This is a genomic window from Psychrobacter sp. Ps3 (assembly GCF_022129275.1).
Lineage (GTDB): Bacteria > Pseudomonadota > Gammaproteobacteria > Pseudomonadales > Moraxellaceae > Psychrobacter > Psychrobacter submarinus.
This window is the reverse complement of sequence record NZ_JADQAL010000020.1, coordinates 22,918-48,304: the sequence shown is the minus strand read 5'-3', so window position 1 is coordinate 48,304 and position 25,387 is coordinate 22,918. Positions and strand designations below refer to the sequence as shown.

General features: G+C 45.5%; 21 protein-coding genes. 5 read left to right on the top strand and 16 right to left on the bottom strand.

Annotated elements, in window-relative coordinates; genetic code table 11:
• Window positions 1-205: 205 nt before the first annotated feature.
• From folP to I3248_RS07855, 3 genes are all read right to left on the bottom strand, one after another.
• On the bottom strand, window positions 206-1,108 hold the full coding sequence (folP, locus tag I3248_RS07865; protein ID WP_238063206.1) for a dihydropteroate synthase: 903 nt from the start codon (window positions 1,106-1,108) through the stop codon (window positions 206-208).
• A gap of 254 nt (window positions 1,109-1,362) precedes the next feature.
• Window positions 1,363-3,258, bottom strand: a complete 1,896-nt coding sequence (gene ftsH, locus I3248_RS07860) for an ATP-dependent zinc metalloprotease FtsH (RefSeq protein WP_346268426.1) — start codon at window positions 3,256-3,258, stop codon at window positions 1,363-1,365.
• Between the two features lie 305 nt (window positions 3,259-3,563).
• Window positions 3,564-4,196 carry an RlmE family RNA methyltransferase gene (locus tag I3248_RS07855; protein ID WP_025644643.1) on the bottom strand — a complete coding sequence of 211 codons (633 nt, stop codon included), beginning with the start codon at window positions 4,194-4,196 and terminating at the stop codon, window positions 3,564-3,566.
• A 232-nt stretch (window positions 4,197-4,428) separates the two neighbouring features.
• On the opposite strand from I3248_RS07855, the gene I3248_RS07850 reads away from it, so the two are divergent.
• Together I3248_RS07850 and I3248_RS07845 are read left to right on the top strand one after the other, a co-directional pair.
• Window positions 4,429-4,740 carry a YhbY family RNA-binding protein gene (locus I3248_RS07850; RefSeq protein ID WP_025644644.1) on the top strand — a complete coding sequence of 104 codons (312 nt, stop codon included), beginning with the start codon at window positions 4,429-4,431 and terminating at the stop codon, window positions 4,738-4,740.
• A 165-nt stretch (window positions 4,741-4,905) separates the two neighbouring features.
• Window positions 4,906-5,607: a hypothetical protein gene (locus I3248_RS07845; protein WP_238063205.1), complete on the top strand. Its 702-nt coding sequence runs from the start codon at window positions 4,906-4,908 to the stop codon at window positions 5,605-5,607.
• Window positions 5,608-5,755: 148 nt separating this feature from the next.
• Here I3248_RS07845 and I3248_RS07840 read toward each other — a convergent pair whose 3' ends face one another.
• Window positions 5,756-6,484, bottom strand: a complete 729-nt coding sequence (locus I3248_RS07840) for a CHAP domain-containing protein (protein ID WP_238063204.1) — start codon at window positions 6,482-6,484, stop codon at window positions 5,756-5,758.
• A gap of 215 nt (window positions 6,485-6,699) precedes the next feature.
• On the opposite strand from I3248_RS07840, the gene I3248_RS07835 reads away from it, so the two are divergent.
• Window positions 6,700-7,203: a hypothetical protein gene (locus tag I3248_RS07835; RefSeq protein WP_025644647.1), complete on the top strand. Its 504-nt coding sequence runs from the start codon at window positions 6,700-6,702 to the stop codon at window positions 7,201-7,203.
• A gap of 288 nt (window positions 7,204-7,491) precedes the next feature.
• On the opposite strand, the gene lpxC is transcribed toward I3248_RS07835, so the two are convergent.
• The 12 genes from lpxC to I3248_RS07775 form a co-directional block, all read right to left on the bottom strand.
• The gene (gene lpxC, locus I3248_RS07830; protein ID WP_238063203.1) at window positions 7,492-8,409 is read right to left on the bottom strand and encodes a UDP-3-O-acyl-N-acetylglucosamine deacetylase; all 918 of its coding nucleotides are present in this window, start codon (window positions 8,407-8,409) and stop codon (window positions 7,492-7,494) included.
• A 392-nt stretch (window positions 8,410-8,801) separates the two neighbouring features.
• Entirely contained in the window at window positions 8,802-9,980 is a 1,179-nt protein-coding gene (ftsZ, locus tag I3248_RS07825) for a cell division protein FtsZ (RefSeq protein WP_025644649.1), read from the bottom strand.
• 145 nt (window positions 9,981-10,125) lie between these two features.
• Entirely contained in the window at window positions 10,126-11,460 is a 1,335-nt protein-coding gene (ftsA, locus tag I3248_RS07820; protein ID WP_238063202.1) for a cell division protein FtsA, read from the bottom strand.
• A gap of 116 nt (window positions 11,461-11,576) precedes the next feature.
• On the bottom strand, window positions 11,577-12,389 hold the full coding sequence (locus tag I3248_RS07815; protein WP_025644653.1) for a cell division protein FtsQ/DivIB: 813 nt from the start codon (window positions 12,387-12,389) through the stop codon (window positions 11,577-11,579).
• 348 nt (window positions 12,390-12,737) lie between these two features.
• Window positions 12,738-13,688, bottom strand: coding sequence for a D-alanine--D-alanine ligase (locus tag I3248_RS07810; RefSeq protein WP_227675519.1), 951 nt, complete (start codon window positions 13,686-13,688; stop codon window positions 12,738-12,740).
• A 216-nt stretch (window positions 13,689-13,904) separates the two neighbouring features.
• Window positions 13,905-15,344 (bottom strand): UDP-N-acetylmuramate--L-alanine ligase, encoded by a 1,440-nt coding sequence (gene murC, locus I3248_RS07805; protein ID WP_238063201.1) that lies wholly within the window; start codon window positions 15,342-15,344, stop codon window positions 13,905-13,907.
• Between the two features lie 94 nt (window positions 15,345-15,438).
• The gene (gene murG / locus I3248_RS07800) at window positions 15,439-16,524 is read right to left on the bottom strand and encodes an undecaprenyldiphospho-muramoylpentapeptide beta-N-acetylglucosaminyltransferase (protein WP_238063200.1); all 1,086 of its coding nucleotides are present in this window, start codon (window positions 16,522-16,524) and stop codon (window positions 15,439-15,441) included.
• A 156-nt stretch (window positions 16,525-16,680) separates the two neighbouring features.
• Window positions 16,681-17,658: a glutathione synthase gene (gene gshB, locus I3248_RS07795; protein WP_238063199.1), complete on the bottom strand. Its 978-nt coding sequence runs from the start codon at window positions 17,656-17,658 to the stop codon at window positions 16,681-16,683.
• A 52-nt stretch (window positions 17,659-17,710) separates the two neighbouring features.
• Entirely contained in the window at window positions 17,711-18,454 is a 744-nt protein-coding gene (gene pyrE, locus I3248_RS07790) for an orotate phosphoribosyltransferase (protein ID WP_025644663.1), read from the bottom strand.
• A 100-nt stretch (window positions 18,455-18,554) separates the two neighbouring features.
• Complete coding sequence (locus tag I3248_RS07785) at window positions 18,555-19,595, bottom strand: hypothetical protein (protein ID WP_238063198.1); 1,041 nt, start codon at window positions 19,593-19,595, stop codon at window positions 18,555-18,557.
• A 54-nt stretch (window positions 19,596-19,649) separates the two neighbouring features.
• Window positions 19,650-20,510 (bottom strand): SDR family oxidoreductase, encoded by an 861-nt coding sequence (locus I3248_RS07780; protein WP_238063197.1) that lies wholly within the window; start codon window positions 20,508-20,510, stop codon window positions 19,650-19,652.
• Between the two features lie 83 nt (window positions 20,511-20,593).
• The gene (locus I3248_RS07775) at window positions 20,594-22,813 is read right to left on the bottom strand and encodes a DUF4105 domain-containing protein (protein WP_238063196.1); all 2,220 of its coding nucleotides are present in this window, start codon (window positions 22,811-22,813) and stop codon (window positions 20,594-20,596) included.
• A gap of 216 nt (window positions 22,814-23,029) precedes the next feature.
• Here I3248_RS07775 and ampD point away from each other — a divergent pair, with 216 nt between their 5' ends.
• A complete protein-coding gene (gene ampD, locus I3248_RS07770; RefSeq protein WP_201559231.1) occupies window positions 23,030-23,644 on the top strand; it encodes a 1,6-anhydro-N-acetylmuramyl-L-alanine amidase AmpD in 615 nt (204 codons plus the stop codon).
• Between the two features lie 117 nt (window positions 23,645-23,761).
• A complete protein-coding gene (gene murJ, locus I3248_RS07765) occupies window positions 23,762-25,312 on the top strand; it encodes a murein biosynthesis integral membrane protein MurJ (RefSeq protein WP_238063195.1) in 1,551 nt (516 codons plus the stop codon).
• The last annotated feature ends 75 nt before the right edge of the window (window positions 25,313-25,387 follow it).

Sequence of the window (25,387 nt, the reverse complement as noted above, 5' to 3'; positions counted from 1 at the left end):
TAACGACGACTAGAACTATTTTAGCGATCAGCAGTGCGCATTTGTGAATGTTCAATACGCCCTAATACGCGAAACTGGTATAAATTTTTCTGGCTTGCTGTGCCTACGTCGACAGAGGCTGCAAAAAATTCATCCCAGTTTCGCTACATCTTTTTCATACTTAACTATAAGTGCCGTCTTAAATGTTAAGCATCGTTTGTTTAAGCTAAGCTGATAAATGATTATAGTCTGTGAGCTGCTGCCAAAGTGCTACGGCTTGCTGCATCATCGCCACATTATGGGTACGTATGATACTCGCGCCTTGTTGTAGTGCAAATAAACCGGCTGCCGTACTCGCTATATCACGTTCGATAGCTTTGGAGTTTTTATAACGGGCTATATTGCTCTTGTCTAGTACTTCTGCCAAAAAACGCTTACGTGAAATACCAAACATCAGCGGTAGCTCTAAGCTTTGCAAACTTGCTAATTGAGTCAACAGCGCACAATGATGTGCGTAATCTTTAGCGAAGCCAAATCCTGGATCTAGGATTATATTAGCACGTTTGACGCCAAGACTAGTCACGTCTTCTACACGCGCTGCAAGCTCCGTCATTACCTCGCTGACCACATCCTCGTACTGCGCTAAGCTGTTCATGGTTGCCGGCTCACCGCGCATGTGCATCAGCATCACCGGAATATCTAACTTAGCGGCCATGGCAGCCGCGCCTTCACGTTTGAGCGCACGGACATCATTCCAAATATCTGCGCCAGCTGCGAATGCCGCTTCTATCACTTGTGGGCTGCTGGTATCAATCGATAACCATATCTCATCACCGCAGTGCGAGCGAATCGCTTTGACTACTGGTATGACGCGAGCTATCTCCTCATCTGTCGCTACTGCCTCAGCATTTGGGCGTGTGGATTCACCGCCGATATCGATAATAGTGGCGCCTGCTGCGATCATTTCCTGCGCTCGATTTAGAGCACTGTCTACAGCATTAAACTGCCCACCGTCCGAAAACGAATCTGGGGTCACATTTAAAATACCCATAATTTGCGGCTTCGATAAGTCTAATGTTTTGTGACGTACGCGGATACTATAAGCAGGTAAGGGCTGAAACAACGGCATAACTGATCTCATGTAGATAAAATTTATTAATTAAGCACCATTAATTTTTAGCTTATCATATCAGTAAATGAGTGGTACTCCTAAAGTCTGTCTGACCTTTACAATTCCTCAGAACGGAGTCCAAACCTTTTATTACGACATTCAGCTCCTACATTAGGATTGGGGCATTACATCTCTAATTTTTAACCCAAAAAAAGCCCTTTATGAAAAGGGCTTCTTTATTTCAATGATTTTATATCCATTATACCAAGTCATTACATCGCTGGTAGTGGCGGCGGAATGGTGCCTTCAGGCTTCTCTCTATCTTTTGATAAATTAACTTCATTGTGCTGGTAAATCTTTGGTGGACGTGGTTCTTCGCCTGCTAAGATAGCTTGCAGCTGATCACGGTCAATCGTTTCCCACTTCATAAGCGCGTCTACCATAGCGTGCATTTTATCTTGATTTGCCTCGATTAATTCACGGGCGATGTCATATTGCTCTTCTAACATCCGGCGAACTTCGTCATCGACCTTTTGCTGCGTGGCTTCAGAAATCGTCCGACCACCGCCGCCGAAGTACCCTTGCGAGCTATCATCGTCTTCATAGACCATGATACCTAGCGCATCTGACATACCATACTTAGTCACCATTGCTCGTGCCATCTTAGTCGCACGTTCAAAGTCATTAGAAGCACCAGTCGACATCTGATTGATAAACACCTCTTCAGCGATACGACCGCCGAACAAAATAGCGATATCATTGAGCATTTTTGACTTATACATACTTGTCTGATCATGCTCAGGCAACTGCCAAGTGACACCAAGCGCAAATCCGCGCGGCATAATCGTTACCTTATGCACCGGATCAGTACCCGGTAGTAATTCAGCAACTAAGGCATGACCTGCTTCATGATAAGCGGTGGCACGACGCTCTTCTTCACGTATCACCATAGATTTGCGCTCAGGACCCATATGAAGCTTGTCTTTGGCATCTTCAAAGTCATTCATATCGACGCTGCGCTTATTACGGCGCGCGGCAAATAGTGCGGCTTCGTTGACGAGGTTAGCAAGCTGAGCACCAGTAAAGCCAGGTGTACCACGAGCCAAAGCTCGCGCATCGACACTGATCGTATTTGGCAGTTTCTTCAGATGTACTTTTAGGATTTGCTCACGGCCTTTGATATCTGGTAAGCCTACTTGTACCTGACGATCAAAACGGCCAGGACGGAGTAGCGCTTTATCGAGTACGTCAGCACGGTTAGTCGCGGCGATGACAATCACCCCTTCATTACCTTCAAAACCATCCATTTCAACGAGTAATTGGTTCAGTGTCTGCTCGCGCTCATCATTACCACCGCCCATACCTGAGCCGCGATGACGACCGACCGCATCAATCTCATCAATAAAGATGATACAAGGCGCACTCTTTTTTGCTTGTTCGAACATATCACGAACACGCGAAGCACCCACACCAACGAACATCTCCACAAAATCAGAACCTGATATTGAGAAAAACGGTACTTTGGCCTCACCAGCGATAGCTCGAGCTAGCAAGGTTTTACCGGTACCTGGAGGTCCGACCATCAAGATACCACGCGGAATAGTCGCACCAAGCTTAGTGAACTTATCAGGGTCACGCAAGAACTCAACCACTTCGACGACTTCTTCTTTGGCTTCTTCGCAGCCTGCAACATCAGTAAAATTAACCTTGATCTGATCTTCGCTCAGCATTTTGGCTTTTGACTTACCAAAGCTCATAGGGCCACCGCCTTTACCGCCAGCGCCGCCTTGCATATTACGCATAAAGAATAAGAAGAGACCGATAATCAATAGAATCGGGAAACTAGCAATCAATAGCTGCATTAGTATGCTTTGGCGTTTTGGTGCTGTGCCTTCTACTTCGACCTGATTTTCACGCAGCATTGGCATTAACTGCTCATCAGCCACAGCCGGTCTAATGGTCTCAAATGTTGAGCCATTTTTCTTCTCACCAGTGATTTGTTCACCGTCGATCTCAACGCTAGCTACTTGATTTTCTGACACTGCGGTCACAAACTCAGAGTAGTTAAGGTTATCAGGCTCTGATGATTGATCAAAGCCGCTAAACACTAGCACTAGAACGCCGATTACCACCAGCCACAATAAGGTATTTTTTACCATGTCGCTCACAAGCTTTCCCATCCCTACTTATTGGTGTGTCAACTCGACACGTGACGCCTTCAAAGCGTTAACCTATTATTTATTTCAGTCTTTGTGTGGACTATATATAATATATGGTGACTAAACACCGCGATTAAAAGATAAAAACCAATATAAATAACCCGTTACTCTAAGGCGACTTCATTTTAATAATTGCTTAAAACAAAGCTAATATACCACGATATATGGTTTTAATCGGTACAATTCAACCACTAGCTATCACTTTTCAGTTAACTATTGTAGCAACACTAGCAGCGCTTAAATCTTATTCAAAACTATCGAATCGCTATCCAAAACATCTCTTTGGAGCGTGGTCTAGAAGCAGCCGGTTTGATACTGCGAACCTTACTAAAGTCGCGCTGCATTTGCTGCCTAAGCTCTTGTGTGCCCTCGCCTTGAAAGACTTTCATAATCAGCGCGCCGCCTTTAGGCAAAGTTGCTAAGGCAAAATCTACTGCCAACTCACACAGATACATCATGCGTGGTTGATCGACAGCACTGTTACCCGCGGTATTAGGGGCCATATCGGATAGCACCACATCGACTTGGCTATCGCCCACTTGCGCCATAATCGCGTCAAAAGCCTCAGCCTCACGAAAATCACCTTGGATAAAAGTGACATCAGCCAAAGCATCCATCGGTAAAATATCAGAAGCTATCAAGGTGCCAGTGTCGCCTACTAGCTTACTCGCTACTTGCGACCAACTCCCCGGCGCACTGCCCAAATCGACTACGGTCATCCCTTTAGTGATAGTCTGGGTTTTGTCATTGATCTCTAACAGTTTATAAGCGGCGCGCGCACGATAGCCGTCTTTTTGCGCTTGCTTGACATAGTGGTCATCAAGATGCTCTTTCATCCAAGCACGGCTACTTTTTGAGAGTTTTTTATTTTCAATACGCGTAGCCAAAATACTTGCTCCTATACCTATCACAAAAAAGCGCTACAAAAACCAAGTTAAGACGCTTAGTTTAACATTTCCCTCACCTAAAATCGTCCAAAATCCTAATGAATTCAAGCAAGATAGTCTCATATTGCTTATAATACGCATTAAATTTTTGATGATATCGTTTGTACTGCGCCGGTGTACTCTGTCGTTGATACAGGCACTAAAACTTATTTATATTGATATAAGGAATGTTATGCAACTTGATAATGAGACCATTAAACGCCTAAAAAGTATTGGCCACGAGCTCAAGCCTATCGTTATGATCGGCAATAAAGGCATCACCCCTGCCATTAGTGAAGAGATTGATAGAGCATTGAGCGATCACGAGCTGATTAAAGTGAAGCTGCCAGCAGGCACTAAGCATGAGCGTGATATCGTGAGCACTGAGATTGCGACTACAGCGAATGCCAATGTGATTCACACTATCGGCCGTATGGCGCTGTTATTACGCCAAAACCCAAACGCCAATCCTAAGCTATCTAACTTAGCCCGTTATGCTCAGTAATGCATAAAGAGTGATGATTTAATACTCTTTATAGACTTATCTTAAAGGCCGCAGCTGATTAGACTTGCGGCTTTTGTCATTTTTACTCTTCTACTTTTGCTATATTTTTTGGCCGCTCAGCGAGTTGTCAGCATTTAACCTATTTACGATAAGGCGATCCATAATATGAGTCAGACTTTTATTCTTAAGCTTGCAAACGATAGCTTAGTGAGTGATGCTCAAAAGATCGGTGTGTCCGTTTCCCAGTTACAGCAAATTATCGTTAAAGTAACGGCTACGATTATGGACTCAGCGAATGCTGACAGCGATACGCTAAATACAATAAGTAGCGATATGGATACCAGCTTAAGCCTCCGCTATGAGGTTAAGCTGCCGTCGATGACCTTAGTGGATCAGCTGCAATGGCCGCTTTGGAATAAACAAAAAGTCGGCTTTGCAGATTATCTATGGCAGCAGACTTGCTTAGAGTGTTTTATAACCAATAACGCGGCAAGTTATGTGGAGATAAATGCCAGTCCAAATGGTCAATATGCTGTCTATCAGTTTACGGACTACCGTACCCCTGTTACGCTGCCGCCCATACCCTTATTGATAAAAGGCAGTCAACATCCCGTCCATATTCAATGGCATAATAAAACACTAGCAAGTAGTGATTCGTTACTCAAACAGCGCCAATTCTCAATCGCATTAGATATGCTACCTGACTCTATGCCGCGCATACTCAATTCTAACTCGACTGCCTTGATACATCCATGCGTCATTCTCAACTTCGCAGGCACGCCACTTTACTTTGCAACTGAGCACGCCACGCCAGCCGATTTTCATCAGCGCCAGCACTGGTCAATGCTGCAGCTGGATAAAGAGTAATGACTTAGCAGATCTAAAAGATGATAAAACTCATAGGCGTAGCATGAGATGCCGCATAAAAAACCCAGCAATGTCATTTAGATCATTACTGGGTTTTTTGCTGAACTAACGATAGCTAGATTATAATTGACTGCAAGTATAGTAGCAGTTACTCGTCAGCCATCGCTAGGTAGATACCACGGTTTGAGGCATCATCAACATATTGTGAATCGCGCCATGTGGTATAACTATGGACACCGCTGTATGGGCTGATACCTTTTTGGCGGAAGTCAGAGACCCAGCCGTTACCGTCAAATATTTGAATATGACCGTGTGGGCGTCTTGAGCTACGGTCATAGACGATCACATCACCCACCTGATGCGGTGTGTCATTACTGATCTTAGTAAAACCGGCTTTCGCTAGAGTGCCACGCGTCGCATACTGATAGGCAGATGGGTTTGGAGTAAACTCGTAACCGGCAGACTGTAGCGCTTTACGCACATAACGGGCACAGTAGCCTGTACTTCTAGCGTGCGCTACTCTTGCTGCACGCGCTGCAGCGCGAGCTGGCGCTGAATTGCTATCTGGGATACTACTGCGGATTTGCTGTTCGCGCTCGTACGCTAAACGGCTAGTTAGTGATGCTAACTGATATTCTTTTTGCTTGGCGTGCTCGCTTAGGTTATCGATAGCTTGACTGATTTCGTCATTGCTATAAACGCGAGCGCCACTGTTGGTGCTATAGATATTCTGGCTAGAACCGTAGTTCGAAGCAGCCGTGATATTTGTGATGGTATGAGTCAAGGTATTATTTGATTGAAAGGTCGTTTCGACAGCACCACTTGTTTGTGCTATGCCCATTCCCAGTACTGACAAAATTAATAAAGCTTGTTTCATAAATTTACTACCTATGGTTAATACAAGAGCGCTCGTCATCCATAACGAAGCATCAATTCATTTAAAGGATATAACCATTAAACAATCATGATAAAATCCTAGGTATAGCAGCTAACACTCTAGTCTTAAGCGCCCGACACTAGCATCATTACTAGTTTTGTCATTCGCCTCGTAGATTGTCCGCTTTAACCTTATATCTCGCAATGAGCAACACGATGTCAAAAAAACAGCCTAATCGACTTGCCCAACTTATCGATCATCAAGCATTTGCTGGTAGCGCACTACCTCGAAGCTTGAGCGATAATATGCGTGTTTTTACGCAAGCAACCACTGAGATAAAAAAACTATTGGCAGATTGTCTACCAGAAGAGATTCTTAATACCTGCTGGGTTGTCGGTCTGAACGATGAGCAACTCACACTCAGTGTAGGTTCAGTAACTGCGGCTAATCACATTCGCTATTTACAAAATGCTTACTTATCAGTGTTAACAGAGCAGTCAATTACATTTCAACAACTCAAGCAAATCAGCGTCGTGGTAGCTCATACTGCCGCTCATGATTCTAAAGTTTCAGAACAACTAGCGGTCTCAAAATCCAATAAAACCAATGTGCATCAGGCCCTTAGCCAAAACACAAAGCGGACTATATCACAGGCAGCTGAGCATGTCACCACGGATAAAAAGCTGCAAAAAGCACTTTTGCGGCTAATAAATGACTAAAAATTTGCAGATTACATTGTAAAGTTATGTAAAAAACATATTAAAAATTAGTCGCGATTAATTCGTTATCCAAAAAATTTTGCACAAAAAAAAACGTATGATGAATATTGTCTTTAATTTGACATTATCATCGTACGTTTTTTGATAGCTGTTAGCTTTTGTATTACCTAACTTTCAGCGATTTTATTCGGTTTTAACGACTAAATATATTCATAATTATGAATGTGTTATTTCGTAAACTATGTAATATTGCGTAAATGTTGCGATACATCCTGTATATTCGTGTATTTATCCTTCAACGACTAGTCCAGAGAGTGGCAAATATTCAATAGGACAAGTTACATTGTCATCAAATGTTACAATTTCAAAGTTTTTTGGGTCAGATAGTATTTCGCGAACCAATAAGTTATTGAGTGCATGACCTGACTTGTACGCACTAAAACGGCCCAAAATAGGATAACCGATAAGATATAAGTCGCCTAATGCATCTAAAATCTTGTGACGAACGAACTCATCGTTGAAGCGTAAGCCTTCAGCATTCAATACTCTTGCCTCATCAATGACGATAGCATTGTCCATACTGCCACCTAAAGCAAGATTGTTCTTGCGCAGGGCTTCTATATCTTTCATAAAACCAAAGGTACGCGCTTCGCTTAACTGCTCGATGAAATTATGAGTAGAAAGGTGGAACTGAGCATGCTGGAAGTCCTTATCAAAGGCTGGATGCTCAAAGTCAATCTCAAAGTTCATCTCAAAGCCATTGTAAGGACGCAGTTCAGCCCATTTGTCATCGACTTTGACTCGTACTGGTCTGACCACCCGCAAGAACTTCTTAGGCGCTTCTTGCTCTTCAAAGCCTGCTTGTAGTAATAAGCCCACAAAAGGCGCCGCGCTACCATCCATAATAGGAATCTCGCTTGCAGAGACTCGTATCAGTAGATTATCGACACCAAGGCCAGCAATAGCGCTCAGTAGATGCTCAACCGTACCGACGCGCGTACCGCCAAATACTAAGTTAGATGACATCATGGTATCTTGCACCAAAAAGGCACTAGCTGGAATCGGTGCTGAGCCTAGTATATCGGAACGCTCAAAAACAACACCGGTGTCAACAGGCTGTGGATGAAACTCAAGATCCACAGGCTGACCACTATGTAAACCGGTACCAGTGACCGCTAAAGCTGTTTTTATAGTTCTCTGATTCATGGCTGTAATCCCACATATTTTGTTACAATTGCCCTAGTGTACCATTAGTACCCCTTAATTCGCTATAGCCAAAAAATACTAATTTGCATATTTAAGCCATTGATAATACTTATTGTCACTACTATTTTAGCTATATTTATTCATAAAAAGATGGCTGAGAGCACGCCAGTCAAGGACTGCAGCTTTATCGCTGGTAGTGACCCACCTGATCTAAACCCTTATTTTTATTCAATAATTCGACCCATTCATAACAACGTTTTAACGTTTTCCCTTAATAATAAAATATAATTTTGTAATTTATTCATGCTATTAGCTACTTATTAAGCAAAAAAAAACCAGCGTCTCAACGCTGGTTCTTCTTTATTGGCCTGAACAAACCAATGACTAAAACGTTATTTATTCTGCTGGCGCTTTAGATAATCTTGGATACTGTTGGTCTTAGTCTGTGGCTGCTCTTGCGGTGCTGTACGCGGCGTAGAGTCTTGATACTGCTGTGCTTGAGTCTGCTTTTGACTGTTTAGAGCGCTCGTATGGGTACTCGGATCTACTGATTGCGTGCTGGTCACCGAAGGCACTGGCACTTCAGGGATATCCTCATTCAAAGTCAGACCAGTTGCGATAACGGTAACATGTAAGTCATCACCCATCTTCTCATCAATGACTGAACCATAAAAGATATTGGCGTCGTCATTATCAGTGATGCCTTCAACGATTTCACTGATTTGGCTAAACTCGTCTAAAGATAGCGACTCAGAAGAGATAACGTTAACTAGCAAGCCTTTCGCGTTTTCTAAACGCAGATCGTCAAGCAGTGGTGATTTGATTGCCTTTTCAGTCGCTTGACGCGCGCGGTCGTCACCGCTAGCACGGCCAATACCCATCATCGCATGACCTTTAGCAGTCATTGCGGTACGAATATCATTGAAGTCAATATTGATAAGCCCTTCACGCGCGATAGTTTCAGCGATGCCTTGTACAGCATGCAATAAAACATCATCGGCCTTTTTGAAGGCGTCTTGCATGGAGATATTACCGTAGATGCTCATCAGCTTATCATTAGGAATAGTAATGATAGAGTCCACAAAGTTCGTCAGCTGCTCAATACCTGCTTTAGCCGCTTTGATGCGTTTACCGCCTTCAAATTTAAAAGGCGTTGTGACCACAGCGACAGTCAGTACTTCTAGCTCTTTGGCGATACGAGCGACGACTGGAGCGGCGCCTGTACCGGTACCACCGCCCATACCCGCTGTAATAAAGACCATGTCAGAGTTGTCTAGCATCTCGCGGATCGCTTCTTCTTCGCTTTCTGCAGCTTCACGACCGATTTCTGGGTTAGCGCCAGCGCCTAGACCTCGATTGGTCTTAGCGCCTAGCTGTAGCTTATTAGGAGCGGTTAGACGATCTAGCGCTTGTCTATCCGTATTAGCGCAGACAAAAGTGACGCCCCTGATACCTTGCTGTACCATGTGCTCTACCGCATTACCGCCGCCGCCGCCTACCCCAAATACGGTGAAGCGCGCTTGGCCGTTATCTTGAACTTGACTATCATCTGGCATGGTATATTTTGACATAAAAAGGGTTCTCCAATTGCAAATAGCGTAAGGGTCGACACGTCATAGTGCAGGCAGGTTCTGTCATATCGACGGACTATATATAAATGTATTTAAATAAAATAAGTATAGCTTAGTTTCGTTTTCAAACTATCTTTTTCAACTATCATAGTATTTTTTTGAAGATGTTAGTAAAACGCTGACCGACTCTTTGGAAGGTGCCTTTTACTCGGCTCTCTTGAATAGCTTCAGGCTCGCTTTGTTCGCTATGACGAAACTGCTCGCTCTGACTATATAACAAAGCGCCAAAAGCTGTATGATAAGCGCGATCGTTAATCTGAGCATTGAGCTGTTTAAAGGTATCTTCATTGTCAAAATGGTTAAAAGCACTGATTGCCGGATGAGTATTACTCATGACGACTGGCATTTTCAATAATTTTTTGGCAAATGGCACCATACCTTTAATCGTACTGCCGCCGCCTGTCAGGACGATACCGCGATCAATAAAACCTATCAAATCCGCCTCATGGAGCTGGCGCGCCACTTCGGTAAATATCTGAATAAATCGCGCCTCAATAATACGGGCTAAATTATAAATACCGATATTGATCTCATCATTTGAACCTTGTGGCTTAAACAAAAAGAAGGCGCTAGGGTCTATGCTATTGGTATCGACAGTACCATGAGACTTCTTGAGTCTCTCAGCTTCTATCATTGAGATGCCTACATCGGCTGAGATATCCATAGTGACTTCATGACTGCCGCTCGCGATACAATGAGTAAAGATAAGCTTGTTTTCTTTATAGACGCAAATACTTGTGGTACTTGCGCCGATATTGACCAAGCAAACGCCCTGCTGACGCTCCTCACTCATCAAACTGTACTCGGCACTAGTAACGGCGTCAAAGACGATATGGTCGATACCGACATCACAGCTTTGCAGTAGTTTTTGGATGTTTTGGCGACTGGCCACTGGCATCATCATCATGTGATAAAGCACAGTGATGTTTTTGGCAACCATCTCGATAGCATCATCGACCATAGAGTCCATATCGTCGATATAGATACCTTGCTGACAGCAGTGCATGAGATAATAATCAGAAGGCAGGTCTTTAGCTTTTGCGTTGGACAAGGCTTGTACCATGTCTTTGGCCAGTACCACATCCTCTTCAACATCGACCTGTCCGGTACTGTTTTTACTGAGTAGCTCAGGAGTCGCTAAAGTCAGCCAAACGCTATGCACACGGCAGTTTGCGGTATCTTCTGCTTCTTGAATGGCTTGCTTTATCGCACCTTGTAGACGTTCGCGATGCTTGATTCGACCTTGATAGAAGTCGTTGTTTTTGACTTGGCCGATACCCATGATACGGATGTCTTTTGCAGAGACAACACTGCCAATCACAGCATAAACTGCAGTGGCGCTTAGATGGACAACAACGAGGTTTTCAGTATTTTTCATGTTACCAGACAAATTATCGCTAATCAGGGAACGATTTAACATCCCCATTAATTATTAAAAAGTACTTGCGAAGCAATCTATCTAACGAGTTTCGTTAAATTATCCTTTAGATGTCTCTAAAGTAAAGATCCTTTTCACAAAGATGAATAAAATATAAGCTAAAGATTCGCAGCGCTATCGGTACTAGCTGTATCAGACTCTTGTCTCACATTCCACGCTATAGTGAAGCCGTTCTTGTAGCGTAAATCTACCGACTGCATCTCATCACGGCGGTCGTGCAGTTGCGCGGCTAATAACTGGCTTAGGCTCAGTAATTTCTGAGCAGTGTTTTCATTATCTACAATCACTCGTAGACCAGTATCAAAACGCACCAACCAAGTCATACGCGGGGTCAAAATAATATCTTCAACTTGCATCTCGAGCGGCGCATACCAGTCGTTAATCTGCTGCATTTGCTGCATGATGACCGGTGCTTGCTCGATATCGCCTTGTAAAGTTGCGAACTGAGGTTGGCGCAAGTCGTTATTATCAACAGGGACAAACACCTCGCCTTTAGCATCTACTAGTCGCTCAGTACCAAAATTAGCGATCGCTTGCTTTGGTAGCGCGGTAATTACAATTCCGCGTTGCCAATCACGAGTCACACTGACCTGATCGACCCAAGCAAGTCTCATGGCAATATCACGTAGGGACTGCAAATCATTGGTAAAAAAGCTACTAACGGTTTGCCGACTCATCGTTTGCTGTAAGCTTTGATACTGGACCGGACTCAGACCTTGTGAGCTGACTTGTATGGTAGCAGGCGGCGCATCACGTAAAGCCTTAGCGCCCATCGCTAATATCAATAATAATAGCGCAACGACAATAGCTGTAAAAAAGTATTTAGCCGAATTTGGAAGTGGTAAGCTTCTTTTTGGACGATCCGCTTTACTATCCATGAGCTCAGCCACATCATCGACAGTTTGAGCCATAATTGCATCCGTCCATATACTTGATTGATTTTACACTTAATATGCATTTAATTTTACTAGCTACTGGGGCAACATGCGTCAATAGACCGTTCGTTTATAAAGTTATTTTAACGTGGTTTATAAAAGCACAGTTATTGGCTACGTGATTGAGTACTACTAAGGTTAAAATCCGACAATCCTAGCAAAAACAACACAATCACTGCAATATTAACGTATTTTCTAGTGAAACAATAGCCTAACCCGAGTTGTGAGTGTTGAATTTACACAAGTTTACACTAAGCTATGCTATAGCAAGCTTAGACCACGTTATCGCCCCTGATTCGCTTAGATTACCTAGAACCCAACACTCTACAATGTCTGGGACAAAATATGCCAGCATAAGCTCTCAAAATCCATACCGCGCGCTTGGGCTGCCATAGGCACTAAACTATGACTGGTCATACCTGGCACCGTATTGATCTCAAGTAACCAAAAACTGCCATTATTATCTTGCATGGCGTCGATACGCCCCCAACCTTTGGCATCTACCGCTCGAAAAGCGGCTAAGCTTAGCTCTTGTAAGTGCTGTTCATCATGAGCACTTAAACCGCAAGGGATATAGTAGCTGGTATCGTTGCGATTGTACTTGGCTTCAAAATCATAAAAATTGCTAATATCAGCAGGCTCTAAGCGAATGACCGGATAAGCTTCATCATCGATGATTACGATAGTGAATTCGCGGCCGGTAATCCAGCGCTCAGCCATCACCGCGTCACCGCACTGAACCGCAGTAGCATAGGCTGCTGGTAGCTCATCTAAATGATTGACCTTCGTCATGCCGATGCTAGAGCCTTCGTGCACTGGCTTTATAATCAAAGGCAGACCGAGCATATTGACCACTTGCTGCCAGTCGGTATCCGCAGTCAGTAATGAAAACGGCGCTGTCGACAGACCACAGCCTTGCCACAGCTGCTTAGTACGCACCTTGTCCATACCCAGCGCAGAAGCCAATACGCCAGAACCTGTTTGCGGGATATCCAACCACTGCAATACGCCTTGCAAGAGCCCATCTTCGCCGCCGCGACCATGCAGCACATTGAACACACGGTCATAAGCACGCAGCTCAGTGATATCTTGATCTTTTGGATCAAAATGCTCGGCATCAACGCCTTGATTCTGTAGCGCTTGTAGTACTGCGGCACCGCTATCTAAAGAAACCGTGCGCTCATTACTGTTGCCGCCATATACCACTGCAACTTTACCAAACACACTGGCGTCTTTGACTTGTGAATCCTTGCTGGAAGCTTCATTATTATTCATTTGTCCACTACCCAACGCTGGCTTATCATCGCTCTCCTGCTCGCTCTGAGCGGCTGCTAGTGCCGGTTCCGGGTTTTCTATATTGTCTTGTTGTCTGTGCTCGTTGCTGTCTTGGCTGAGGCTTTGGTTGTTTTGACGGTTCATATATGAACTCCTAACGTTCTTTTGACGGCTAAGCGAGGCGCTCTATAACGGTAGAGCAAACTCTTCCAGAAGCTATTTTAAGTACAATTGATTCGCAGCCAATTCAACCGCAATCTGCCCAACATTACCTGCGCCTTGGGTGATCAGCATATCGTTGGCTTTTAACAAACGCTGCATCACTGGCGCAATATTGTTTTTGTCAACGATGGTCGGTTCCACTTCACCGCGCAGACGAATACTACGAGCTAGCGACTTGGTGTCTGCGCCATTGATATGGTTCTCGCCTGCAGAGTACACCTCTAATAATAGTAGCTCATCGACAGCAGAGAGCACTTCCACAAAATCATCGAAACAGTCGCGAGTACGGCTATAACGATGCGGCTGGAACATCATGACCAAACGGCGCTCAGGAAAGCTTTGGCGAGCGGCTTTGATCGTGGCATCGACTTCTTTGGGATGATGACCATAATCGTCAATTAATAACACATCGCCATCACCAAGGGTGACCGCTTCATGCTGTTCAAAACGACGGCCGACGCCAGCGAACTTCTGTAGGGCACGTTTGATAGCGTCATCATCCACGCCTTCATCAGTGGCCATCGTAATGGCAGCAAGCGCATTATAGACGTTATGAATTCCTGGGATATTAAGGGTTAAACGCAGGGGCTCATGGTCGCGGCGCAATACGGTAAAGTGGGTCTTAGTGCCTTGTGCTACCACATCGATCGCTTGTACATCGTTAAAAGGTTCAAGTCCAAAAGTCAGTACTGGGCGGCTAATATCATCTATCATGGCATATAACTCAGCATCATCACCGCAAACGACTGCTAAGCCATAAAAAGGCATGTTCTGTAAAAACTGAATGTAGGCGGCTTTAAGTTTATCGAAGCTATTCTCGTAAGTCTCCATATGATCTTGATCGATATTGGTGACGATAGCCGACATCGGATGCAGCGTCAAAAACGACGCATCCGATTCGTCAGCTTCAGCAATCAAGAAACGACTGCTGCCAAGCGCGGCGTTCTTGCCTGACGCGTTGAGCTTACCGCCGATCACATAAGTAGGATCTAGCTGCGCCTCAGCCATCATCATCGTCAGCAAACTAGTCGTTGTAGTCTTACCATGCGCGCCTGCGACCGCGATACCATGACGATAGCGCATCAGCTCACCGAGCATATCAGCGCGGCGGACCACTGGCAGACGGGCTTTTAGCGCCGCCTCAATCTCAGGGTTGCTACGATCAATCGCGGATGACACCACGACCACATCGGTATTAGAGATGTTTTTTGAGTCATGACCGATAAATATCTCGATACCAATACTCTGTAAACGCTGAGTCACTAGACTGTCGTTGATGTCAGAACCGCTGACTTGATAGCCTTGATTATGCATCACCTCAGCGATACCGCACATCCCTGAGCCGCCAATACCAACAAAATGTAGATGCTGAATACGGCGCATCTCTGGAATCTCAATTAGGCGTTTCGGCAGAGCTTTAGTAGAGGTAGACATAAAAGGTTCTCAATAGAAAAATTAAATATAAATATTTTAGAAGACTAAAACGGCTAAAAGTCTGTAATGAAAACAGGTCAGAAGGCTGGCAGACTTACAACGACTGCCAAATAATATCAGCAACTTGCTCAGTAGCACTGCGGTTGGCAAGCGCATGACCTTTTTCTGCCATCTCTAAACATTTAGCTCGGTCAAGCACTGCCAGCTCCACACGCAAGCGCTCCGGCGTCAGCTCAGACTGCGGCAATAAAATAGCAGCGCCATGCTCGGTTAGCGTGCGCGCATTGGCAGTCTGATGATCATCGACAGCATGTGGCAGCGGTACAAATATGGCAGGGATACCAACGTTTTGAATCTCAGTCACCGTAAGCGCGCCTGCGCGACAAACAATCACATCCGCCCAGTTGTAAGCGGCGGCCATATTATCGATAAACGGCTGAACTTGCGTACTATGACGGCTCAAATCCTCATTGTCGTATGCTGCTTGAGTGGCTGACTCATTATTACGACCACATTGATGGCGCACCGCAAAAGGCTTGTCTATCAGAGCTAGGGCTTTAGGGACATTATCATTGAGCACTTGCGCGCCCAAAGAGCCGCCAACGACTAACAGGCGTAACGGCGAATCATCATGAATATCATAACGCTCAGTAGGAGCTGCCACTCCCGTGATGGTATTACGTACCGGATTGCCCACCGTCTCCAGCTTGGGGCTGGTTTGACTGTGCGCAAAAGTATCCTCAAAAGCTTGCAACACCTTATTCGCCATCTTAGCCAAATAACGGTTACTCATACCAGCGATAGCATTTTGCTCATGGATAATAAGCGGTGTGCCGGTCATACGCGCGGCAATACCACCAGGAGCAGTCACGTAACCGCCAAAGCCTACGACCATATCGATCTGATTGCTACGAATGACTTTCATTGCCGCCATCGTCGCGGATAGTAGAGTCACTGGTAATTTTAATAAGCGGCCGATGCCTTTGCCGCGCAGTCCTTGCATATCAATAGCATGAAACGGATAGTTAAGCGGCTTAACCAAACCATTTTCCATACCATTTGGCGTACCTAACCAGTGGATAACGGCGCCGCGCTGAGCCAACTCTTCGCTTACGGCGAGCGCTGGAAACACATGGCCGCCAGTACCAGCAGCCATCATTAATATATGCGGAGTCTTCATGCACGCCTGCCTATCTATTTTGGTAATATCTATAAAGCTACAACAGCAGCTGACTAAAATTTGCCTAGTATAGAGGAAATCGCGCGCTCATATATAGTACTTTTTATCACTAAAACAGCTTACTTTAAGCACTTATAATTTAGGCGTGTTTCGCTACTATGCTATTACTTTTTGTTCTACCGCGATGATGAAATCAGTACCGATATCGGTGCCGCATTGATCATCGATTTCGCGTACACAAGTCGGGCTTGTGACATTAATCTCGGTGATACGACCGCCGATCAAATCTAAGCCCACAAACATCAGCCCTTTTTGTTTGACGATAGGCGCAACTGCTAGCGCCACTTCGCGCTCGGTGTCGGTCAATGGCATTGCTACACCGCTACCGCCAGCGGCTAGATTACCACGAGTCTCCCCTTTGACCGGGATGCGCGCTAAGCAGTAATCGACCACTTCACCATCAACGATCAGTACGCGCTTATCGCCTTCCTTAATCTCTGGTAAATAGCGCTGCGCCATGATAGGTAGGGTCTCAAGCTCTGTTAGTATCTCTAAAGTCACGCCAATATTAGCGCTATCAGCGGTCAAACGGAAGATACCAGTGCCGCCCATACCGTCTAGCGGCTTGACGATGACGTCTTGCTGCTCTGCGATAAACTTACGAATATGAGCTTGTTTGCTGCTGACAATCGTCGGGCTCATATATTCGCTAAACCAAGTGGCAAATAGCTTTTCGTTACAATCGCGAATCGCTTGCGGGTCGTTGACGACTAGCACGCCAGCCGCTTTGGCGTGATCGAGCATATAGGTGGCATAAATAAAGCGCATATCGAAGGGTGGATCTTTACGCATCAAGATAACATCATAATCCTTAACCGTAGCCGTCGTCTTCTCGCCTAGACTATAAAAATTCTCGGGGTCGCGGTATACCGTGACGGGCTGCGAATCTATCATCAGCTGACCTCGGTCTAGCCATAAGTCGTAAACCTGACAATAGCCTAACGTATGGCCGCGATCTTGCGCCGCCCACATCATTGCAAGGCTGGTATCTTTTTTATAATTGACTCGCTCAATAGGATCCATGATGACCAGTATATTTAAGGATTTGTCCGCTTTTTGCTTGTCGTTACTCATAATAGGGCTCACTATTTTTGTTATTGTTTAGATAGGTGTTTAAGCGCAAACGCTAAACGCCATACTGCTCGCGATAATGCTGCATTTTTGCAAGTTGGGTCGCGTCTTTATGCTGGCTGTTTTGGGTGCCATGGTCATCAGCCAGATAACCGATCAAATCATCAATATCGACTAAAGCGCGTACCGGCACTTGTAAATTGGCTGCCAACTCTTGAATAGCGGACTGCTCGTTTTGGCCTTTTTCTTTACGGTCTAGGGCGACAAGGATACCAGCAACGCTAGCGCCTGCCTGCTGCAAAATCTCTACTACTTCTCGCATTGCCGTGCCGGCAGTAATCACGTCATCGAGGATCCAAACGGCTTTACCTTGTACCTCAGCGCCGACTAGATTGCCGCCCTCGCCATGCGTTTTGACCTCTTTGCGATTATAACCCCAATCTGCGTTGATACCATGATGCAGCCATAACGCTTGCGCAGTCGCAGCCACAAACGGAATGCCTTTATAAGCGGCGCCGAAAATAACTAACCTGTTATCGCCGTTATCTGTGTCACTACTGTCTGTGTTATGTGTCGCCATTTGCTCAACCAAAGCATCAGCATACCCTCGAGCCAATAATGACAACATCTCACCTGATGCTAGCAATCCAGCATTAAAAAAATAAGGACTAATTCGTCCTGATTTGAGCACAAATTCGCCAAATTTTAGCACTTTGTTCTCGAGGGCTAGTTCGATAAACTGCTGGGCTGAAAAAGAGGCTTGCGTAGTATGTTGTGCAGGGGCGTTGGCAACGGGCATGAGCATTCCTGTTTTAGTGTTAGGTAATTAGTAATAACTGCTTAATAGATAATCGTTAAACATAATAAAAAAGTGGTCAACGGCAAGTCGGTAGATAAAGCTAGCTTGACCAGCCGTTAATCATATAGTCGTTCATATTGGCATAGCGAGTCAACAGACCACAGCGCGATGAGATATTAAAATGCGCTTGGCCATCGTGACTGACTTGGATTTCCCAGCCTAAATAATGCGCGGCGACAATAATATGACCGGCAAATAAGCGGATCTGCCGATAATGATAACGGCTAGCCGGCGCATGATAAAGCTGGCTTAACAAATAGCTGCGCACATAGTGACAAATTTGCTCAGCGCTATAGCTTTTATTGATACTTTTACGAGTTGCGCATTGTTTTAAAGCGTGCACCGCCACACTACAGGCCATAATGTCTGTTGCTAAGCTGCCCTCACCCAATTCAAAATCTTGTGGCTGCAAAATCACTTGCCAGTCATCGGCATATAAACTGCTAAGCAGCTCATCAGGATTATAACGCTTGACCAAGGTGCGTAGTGAAGCAGCAGGTTTTGAAGCTGTATTTAAACCCTCATTTGAAAATGAGTGCTCTGCTAAAAACCCATAACGACTAAGCTTGGGATAACGAGTAATAGCGTCTTGAATATCTGCCATATCCAGCAAAACCATCTCATCTAGGGGCGACAGTAAACGGTTAGCCGATGATGGTGATACGGCTTGGTCACTATTTTGCTTAGGATAACAGCCCTGCTTAGGATAACGGCGATAAAAGCTGTCCGGCAGTTCTATCAGCTTAGCTGCGCTGAGTAGCGATAAATGCTCTGCAAACGGTTTTGAGGCCATCAATTGCCACTTAGATAATGACTGCGTTTTTGGCGCGCGAAAATGCGCTGACTTACCATAAAACCTGTGCAGCTGGCCATTGACTCTTCGTGCAGGCTCTGGAATATCGCTCAATGGACGGGCGGGATCAAGTGGTGTCTGCTTAGGGTCAAAGTTAGGATGGACGATAGCTGGCTGCTCGCAGCTTGCAGTCTGCGCGGCCTCAGCATTACTATCTGCAAGCTTACCTTGTGCCCCACTAATCAAAGCATTCGGTAAACGAGTATCAGAAGTAAATGGCTGGGTCATAGCGGCTCCAAACAGTTGAGTTACATTGAAGTTGAATAGATGAAAAAATTACTTTTATAGATGCTGCAAAATATCATTATAACCAGTTTGCCAATCAGGATAGCTGAGCCAAGTTAACGGAATATTGCTGTGCAAGCGCTTACCGGTAGTTAGTCTTTTATTATCATCCCTCTTAGCAGCGGCTGCGCCTAACTTGTTACTAAGCCACGCATCAAGCTCAAGTGTGGTCACAGGTAGATAATCAGTTGCGATATAAAGCGGCTTTAATAGCTTTGCTTGCTCAGTATCTGTGGTCTCTAAGGTTAGCACTTTAGCAATAATCGTCACCAAATCGCGATCCATAATGCGATTGCTCCAATGCTCAGCGGCAACGGCCTCTTTATTTAATTCGCGCGCTTTTCGCACGCGCATCAGGCGCTCGCGGCCATAGATACCGCTTGGGCGAATAATGATAGCTTTATCATTAAATCCTTGCTGTAGTGCTCGCTCTGCTTGCAAGATTATCTTGGAGGCCTCACGCTCAGGCTCTATAGGCGCGGTATGCTCATCAATCCACTCGCCATTATTTTGTCCATAAACGCCTGTTGAGGAGATAAAAACTACACGCTTAAGCTGAGGTAACTTATCAGCTAAAGACGCTAAATGCTTACAAATGGCTAAATAACTGGCGCTATAGCCGCTAGCGGAATACTCATCAGGAGTGACAATAATGGCGATCGCGCTAAACGTTTGTAGCTGATCGCTCGTCAAGTGCAAAGCATCGGCTTGCATAAACTGAGCACGATCATGCAAATCATAATGCTCGCGCTTACTGCGAGCAAGGCCCGTCACAGATACGCCGTCTGTAGCAAGTTGATTGGTGACGGGTAGACCGATATCACCTTGACCAATAACCAGCAAATTTTGCGTACTCATAGCGTCTCCTTTTTTTGGCATAGTTTTTTTTGGCATAGTTTTTTTTTGGCATAGTTTCTTGCCACTACTATTGCTGACAGCACTTAAAAATAGCGCATATAAGACAGTTGGATATCGTCATTATCTTCAACGCGGTCTTGCCAATCGTAGCTGGCCTTTATACGTAGCGCTTGGTTTTTGTCGATATCATAATGCATGCCGATAGTGCTGATCGGCTGCCAATAGTGACCGCGTACCTCAGCGCTATCGCTGCTGCCATGATACCAATATGGTAATTGCAGTTCAGCTTGCGCGCGTAAGCGATTGTTAATCTGGTAACGACAGCCCGCATTGACACCAGCGCCAACACGATAACCCTTATTGATACCGCGGCCACCTTGTAGCGCTCCTGTCGCTAAGGTATAGCATAACTGCTGCGGCATCTCCCCTGTCAGCTTGCCGCTGTCAGCATCTACAGCAGGCGGCTGCCCAAATACCCAGGACTTACCGTACTCAAAAGTAGCACTACCAACTAAATGCGCCGCGCCATCTTGCTGCGAGCCATCGTTGATTTGCGTGGCCTCTATGCTAGCGCCCCAGGTCTGACCTTTTTTGGCAGCATTGTCCGGATTAAATGAGCGCCCCCGAAACAAAGTAAAATTCTGCAGTTCAATTCGGTCATTATTGACATTGTCGTCTTCAGTATCATATATCCGTAGCGAAGCTTTAAGCCCTTCTAAATCAAAAAACTGCGGATAGCCGCTTGGCCGATCAAGAGTATCGTGAAAGCCTGCACGCATGCCGATCTCGATATAATTATTATCGCCGCGTTGACCGGTGCCGATATGAGTGCGCTGCAGCCGATGACGATCTATCGGGTCGTTATCCGCTGTAGCAATCGGCAACATCGATAGCGTTTGCTCGTCGGCTGACATACTGGATGCTGAATTGACCGTCTCTGACTTAATACTATTAATCTCATCTTTACTAAGCGTTGTGTAGCCAAGTTTGGCCGAACGTTTGGCCTGATTAAGCTGCGCTTGCCTAACGCTACTATCTGCTGGGGTATAACGACGACTAGCTAGCAGGCTTTCATCATTAAGCAGCTTGATCACATCAGAAGGCACGACCACGTAAGGCAGCTGAGCTAAGAGGCTTTGCTGCGGACGCACCACATCGATCAGGCGCAGTATCTCAGAAGAACAGTTGTCAGTGGTAAAATAATAAGGGATCTCTAAATCTTTGGTCTCCCAAACATGGGCGATGATTTGCTGTACTTCCGCTGGCGTCAAATCCAGCCGGTAAGTCCAAGTATCACGCTCATCGTCTTTGAGATACTTAGCAAGCTTCTCAGGATAGGGGTCAATCTCAATGCGATTATCATAACCGCCACTGATCGATTTGATAGCATAAAGCACAAAAGGATCATCGGGATCGCCATCGACAGTATCATTCAAGGCGTAAGCGTGATTGATTTGGGTAAAATTAGCGGCGCTCGCTTTGGAGTCGATACGCAGTAGCGTATGAGCAAAAGCTGAGATGGGATTGTCCAAATACTCTTCGGCAAACATAATAGATAACTGCTCAGGCGCCAGCATCGCCATCCACTCTTTTAGCTCTGGACAGTCGGCCTGTAGAGACGACTTATCGATATCTAACTGCTCAGCTAGCCAGTTTACGCGCGCCGGAAAGCGGCATATAACCGAGTCATTCGTAGCGGCGGCGCGGTTTGGCATAGTGATTTGCTTCGCTAAGGCGACAAGCGTCGCGTCAAGCTCAGCGGCTGAGTCTTTATTGCCATTAGCAGTTAAAAAAAACGTAGGATCATTGATAGTGCTTTGGTTTTTGGCCTTAGTAAACAGTCCCTTTTTATCATCAAGAAAATAAAGCAGCCGGCGCCAGCTTTTATGCTGAGCCAAATTTTGCGTAGCGGCTTGCTGACGCCAAGTTGCTAATAATTGCTCTGCTGCTAGGTTTGCGCTTTTATTTTGTTTATCAGCCACTAAGCTGTTAGTGCTAGCAGTGTTGGCGGCTTTAGTTACTAAGCTAAGAGTAGCGCTAGGGCGAACACTGGTCACTGCGACTGAGCGTGATGTGAGCGTAGATGCTGCTTTAGCTGCAGCAATCATATTATCCGCGCGCGCGGCGTCCGCTAATAGTGCGTCACCCTCGACAACTGACGATGGTGTCGGTAGAAAAGCGGATACTTGCGCGCTCAATAACACCCCAACAACCGCAAGCGGCAGGCGAGCTGTCTTGGTTAGATATCTTGAATGATAAACTGCAGCTTTCACACTAGCTTTAACATTATGATTTATAGACATGGATTAGTCTCTCGTATTTTGCTTTATTAACGCTTTATAACCAGTTATCAATGTTTGCTGATGATAAGCGTGCGCTTATCTTTCGTTTAGCTAGCGTGTATGATATGTCATCTTGAATTGACTATTCACCATAAATTTTTATAATCAAATGGCTCTTTACGAGCTGACTTTATCGTTGATTTTTTATATCCTTTTCTCATTATAACAGAGACTACTATGTCCACCACGCCGATGACTATTGCTAATGGTCAATTATCCTCTGCCGCATGGCTGAGCTCGCCCAATAAAAATGACCGACCTACTCAACCTCATAGCAGTGATAGTGATCCAAGTCCTTATATCGATACGATTGTCATTCATAATATTAGCTTGCCGCCCAATGAGTTTGCTCAGACTGACAGCAATGGCCTACATTATGTCAAAGCACTATTTACCAATACCCTCGACTGGGATGCCCACCCCTACTTTCAAACGATCAAAGGCGCTGAAGTATCGGCGCATCTGTTTATTGAGCGCGATGGCGCTATCACTCAGTTTGTCAACTTCAATGAGCGTGCCTGGCATGCCGGCAGGTCAAGCTACTTAGGCCGTCCTGAGTGTAACGACTATAGCATCGGCATTGAGCTTGAAGGCTCAGACTTTATTGCTTTTACCGATATTCAGTATCAGGTCTTAAGCGCAGTCATCACGGCGCTATACAAAGCTTATCCCAAAACCCGCCGGCACTTAACAGGACACAGCGATATCGCTCCAGGTCGTAAAACCGATCCGGGTGACTATTTTGACTGGGCACGACTGCGCTCAATGATAGCCAACAAGCTCGATGAGTAATAATGCTTTGATAATAGACTAGATTTTACAGTCAATCCATTTATCAAGCGTCTTAAAATGCTATAATCCGTCAATTTTTGACCTTCTTATATTCATCAGCAAACAAAAAAGGTTCTCATGGCAAAAAGTCGCTTGTTCCGCTCCACAATGGTCGTCAGCAGCATGACCATGCTATCACGGGTTTTGGGTTTAGTACGTGACATAGTGCTGCTAGGCGTGTTTGGTGCCGGCGGCTTAATGGATGCGTTTTTGGTGGCGTTCAAAATTCCAAATTTTCTGCGACGTCTATTCGCTGAAGGCGCTTTTAGCCAAGCTTTTGTGCCAGTGCTTTCTGAGTATAAAGAGAAGTACAATCTGCAACAAGTACAACTCTTGGTCAGTCGCACCTCTGGGGCTTTGCTGCTGATTTTGTCGATGTTGACAGTAGTGGTGATTTTATTAGCGCCTTGGGTGGTGACCTTATTTGCGCCAGGCTTTGCCGATCAGCCTGATAAGTTTGCGGTCACTGCTGACTTGCTCCGTCTCACCTTTCCCTATCTTCTGTTTATCTCGATGACCGCTTTTGCTAGCGGTATTCTACAAAGTTATGGACGCTTCGCCGCTCCCGCCTTTGCGCCTGTATTATTAAACCTTTGTATGATTGGCGCGGCCTTGATATTTGCGCCGATGTTTGACACGCCCATCATGGCTTTAGGCTACGCGGTGGCTATCGCCGGACTATTGCAGTTTTTAATTCAGCTGCCGCAGCTCTGGCAACAAAAGCTGCTGGTCGCGCCGAAAGTCGACTTTAGGCACGAAGGCGTCAAGCGTATCTTAAAGCTGATGCTGCCCGCTATCTTTGGCGTATCGGTTACCCAGATTAATTTATTACTCAATACCGTCTTTGCCTCGCTAATGATCGGCGGCTCCGTCTCTTGGCTGTATGCCGCTGAACGTATGAGTGAGCTACCATTAGGACTGATTGGCGTGGCGATTGGCACGGTTATTTTGCCTAGTCTCTCTGCTAGTGAAGCTAAAAAGGACGATGTTACCTTTAAAAAGACCATCGACTGGGCGGCGCGTCTCATCATCCTAGTAGGTCTGCCGGCCGCCGCGGCACTATTTGTCCTCTCTGATGTGATGATGCAAGCGCTGTTTTTACGCGGTGAGTTCTTATTGCGTGATGCTGAGATGAGCGGTCTAGCGCTACGCAGTATGGCCGGCGGTATTTTAGGCTTTATGCTGATCAAAATCTTTGCACCCGCGTTTTTTGCTCGTCAAGACGTCAAGACTCCGGTCAAAATCGGTATTGTATCGGTGTTTGCCAATATGATATTTAGCGTGCTGTTTATTGGTATTTTTTACTTCTTTGAGCTTCCTTTGCATGGTGGCCTTGCCCTAGCAACGACGGGTGCCGCTTTTGTTAACGCCGGCTTACTATATTACTTCTTACATAAGCGTGGTATTTTCCGTTTTGATAGCCATTGGAAAAAGCTATTTGCGCAGTTTATTATCGCAACTAGCGCTATGGTTGCAGCGCTCTATCTGATGCTGCCCTACTTTCCAACGGATTCGGCACAGTGGCGCCGACTGGTAGCGCTACTGATTATTTGCATGATTGGTGCCGTGGTTTATGGTGTGGTCTTACTCATAACTGGGTTTCGTCCGCGTCAGCTTAAGCACGGTTAACTTGAGGCGCAGCGCTGCCATAAGTAGCGTTTGTCAATACTAGGCAGAATCGTCATAATGATTGATGTACTAAAA

Coding starts and splice junctions, on each gene's coding strand:
- murG (WP_238063200.1), bottom strand. CDS start 16,524: ATGAAGACTCCGCATATATTAATGATGGCTGCTGGTACTGGCGGCCAT.
- I3248_RS07850 (WP_025644644.1), top strand. CDS start 4,429: ATGCAACTTGATAATGAGACCATTAAACGCCTAAAAAGTATTGGCCAC.
- I3248_RS07810 (WP_227675519.1), bottom strand. CDS start 13,688: ATGAATAATAATGAAGCTTCCAGCAAGGATTCACAAGTCAAAGACGCC.
- I3248_RS07840 (WP_238063204.1), bottom strand. CDS start 6,484: ATGAAACAAGCTTTATTAATTTTGTCAGTACTGGGAATGGGCATAGCA.
- folP (WP_238063206.1), bottom strand. CDS start 1,108: ATGCCGTTGTTTCAGCCCTTACCTGCTTATAGTATCCGCGTACGTCAC.
- I3248_RS07845 (WP_238063205.1), top strand. CDS start 4,906: ATGAGTCAGACTTTTATTCTTAAGCTTGCAAACGATAGCTTAGTGAGT.
- murC (WP_238063201.1), bottom strand. CDS start 15,344: ATGTCTACCTCTACTAAAGCTCTGCCGAAACGCCTAATTGAGATTCCA.
- lpxC (WP_238063203.1), bottom strand. CDS start 8,409: ATGAATCAGAGAACTATAAAAACAGCTTTAGCGGTCACTGGTACCGGT.
- I3248_RS07815 (WP_025644653.1), bottom strand. CDS start 12,389: ATGGCTCAAACTGTCGATGATGTGGCTGAGCTCATGGATAGTAAAGCG.
- murJ (WP_238063195.1), top strand. CDS start 23,762: ATGGCAAAAAGTCGCTTGTTCCGCTCCACAATGGTCGTCAGCAGCATG.
- pyrE (WP_025644663.1), bottom strand. CDS start 18,454: ATGCCCGTTGCCAACGCCCCTGCACAACATACTACGCAAGCCTCTTTT.
- I3248_RS07785 (WP_238063198.1), bottom strand. CDS start 19,595: ATGACCCAGCCATTTACTTCTGATACTCGTTTACCGAATGCTTTGATT.
- ftsA (WP_238063202.1), bottom strand. CDS start 11,460: ATGTTAAATCGTTCCCTGATTAGCGATAATTTGTCTGGTAACATGAAA.
- I3248_RS07780 (WP_238063197.1), bottom strand. CDS start 20,510: ATGAGTACGCAAAATTTGCTGGTTATTGGTCAAGGTGATATCGGTCTA.
- ampD (WP_201559231.1), top strand. CDS start 23,030: ATGTCCACCACGCCGATGACTATTGCTAATGGTCAATTATCCTCTGCC.
- I3248_RS07775 (WP_238063196.1), bottom strand. CDS start 22,813: ATGTCTATAAATCATAATGTTAAAGCTAGTGTGAAAGCTGCAGTTTAT.
- ftsZ (WP_025644649.1), bottom strand. CDS start 9,980: ATGTCAAAATATACCATGCCAGATGATAGTCAAGTTCAAGATAACGGC.
- gshB (WP_238063199.1), bottom strand. CDS start 17,658: ATGAGTAACGACAAGCAAAAAGCGGACAAATCCTTAAATATACTGGTC.
- I3248_RS07835 (WP_025644647.1), top strand. CDS start 6,700: ATGTCAAAAAAACAGCCTAATCGACTTGCCCAACTTATCGATCATCAA.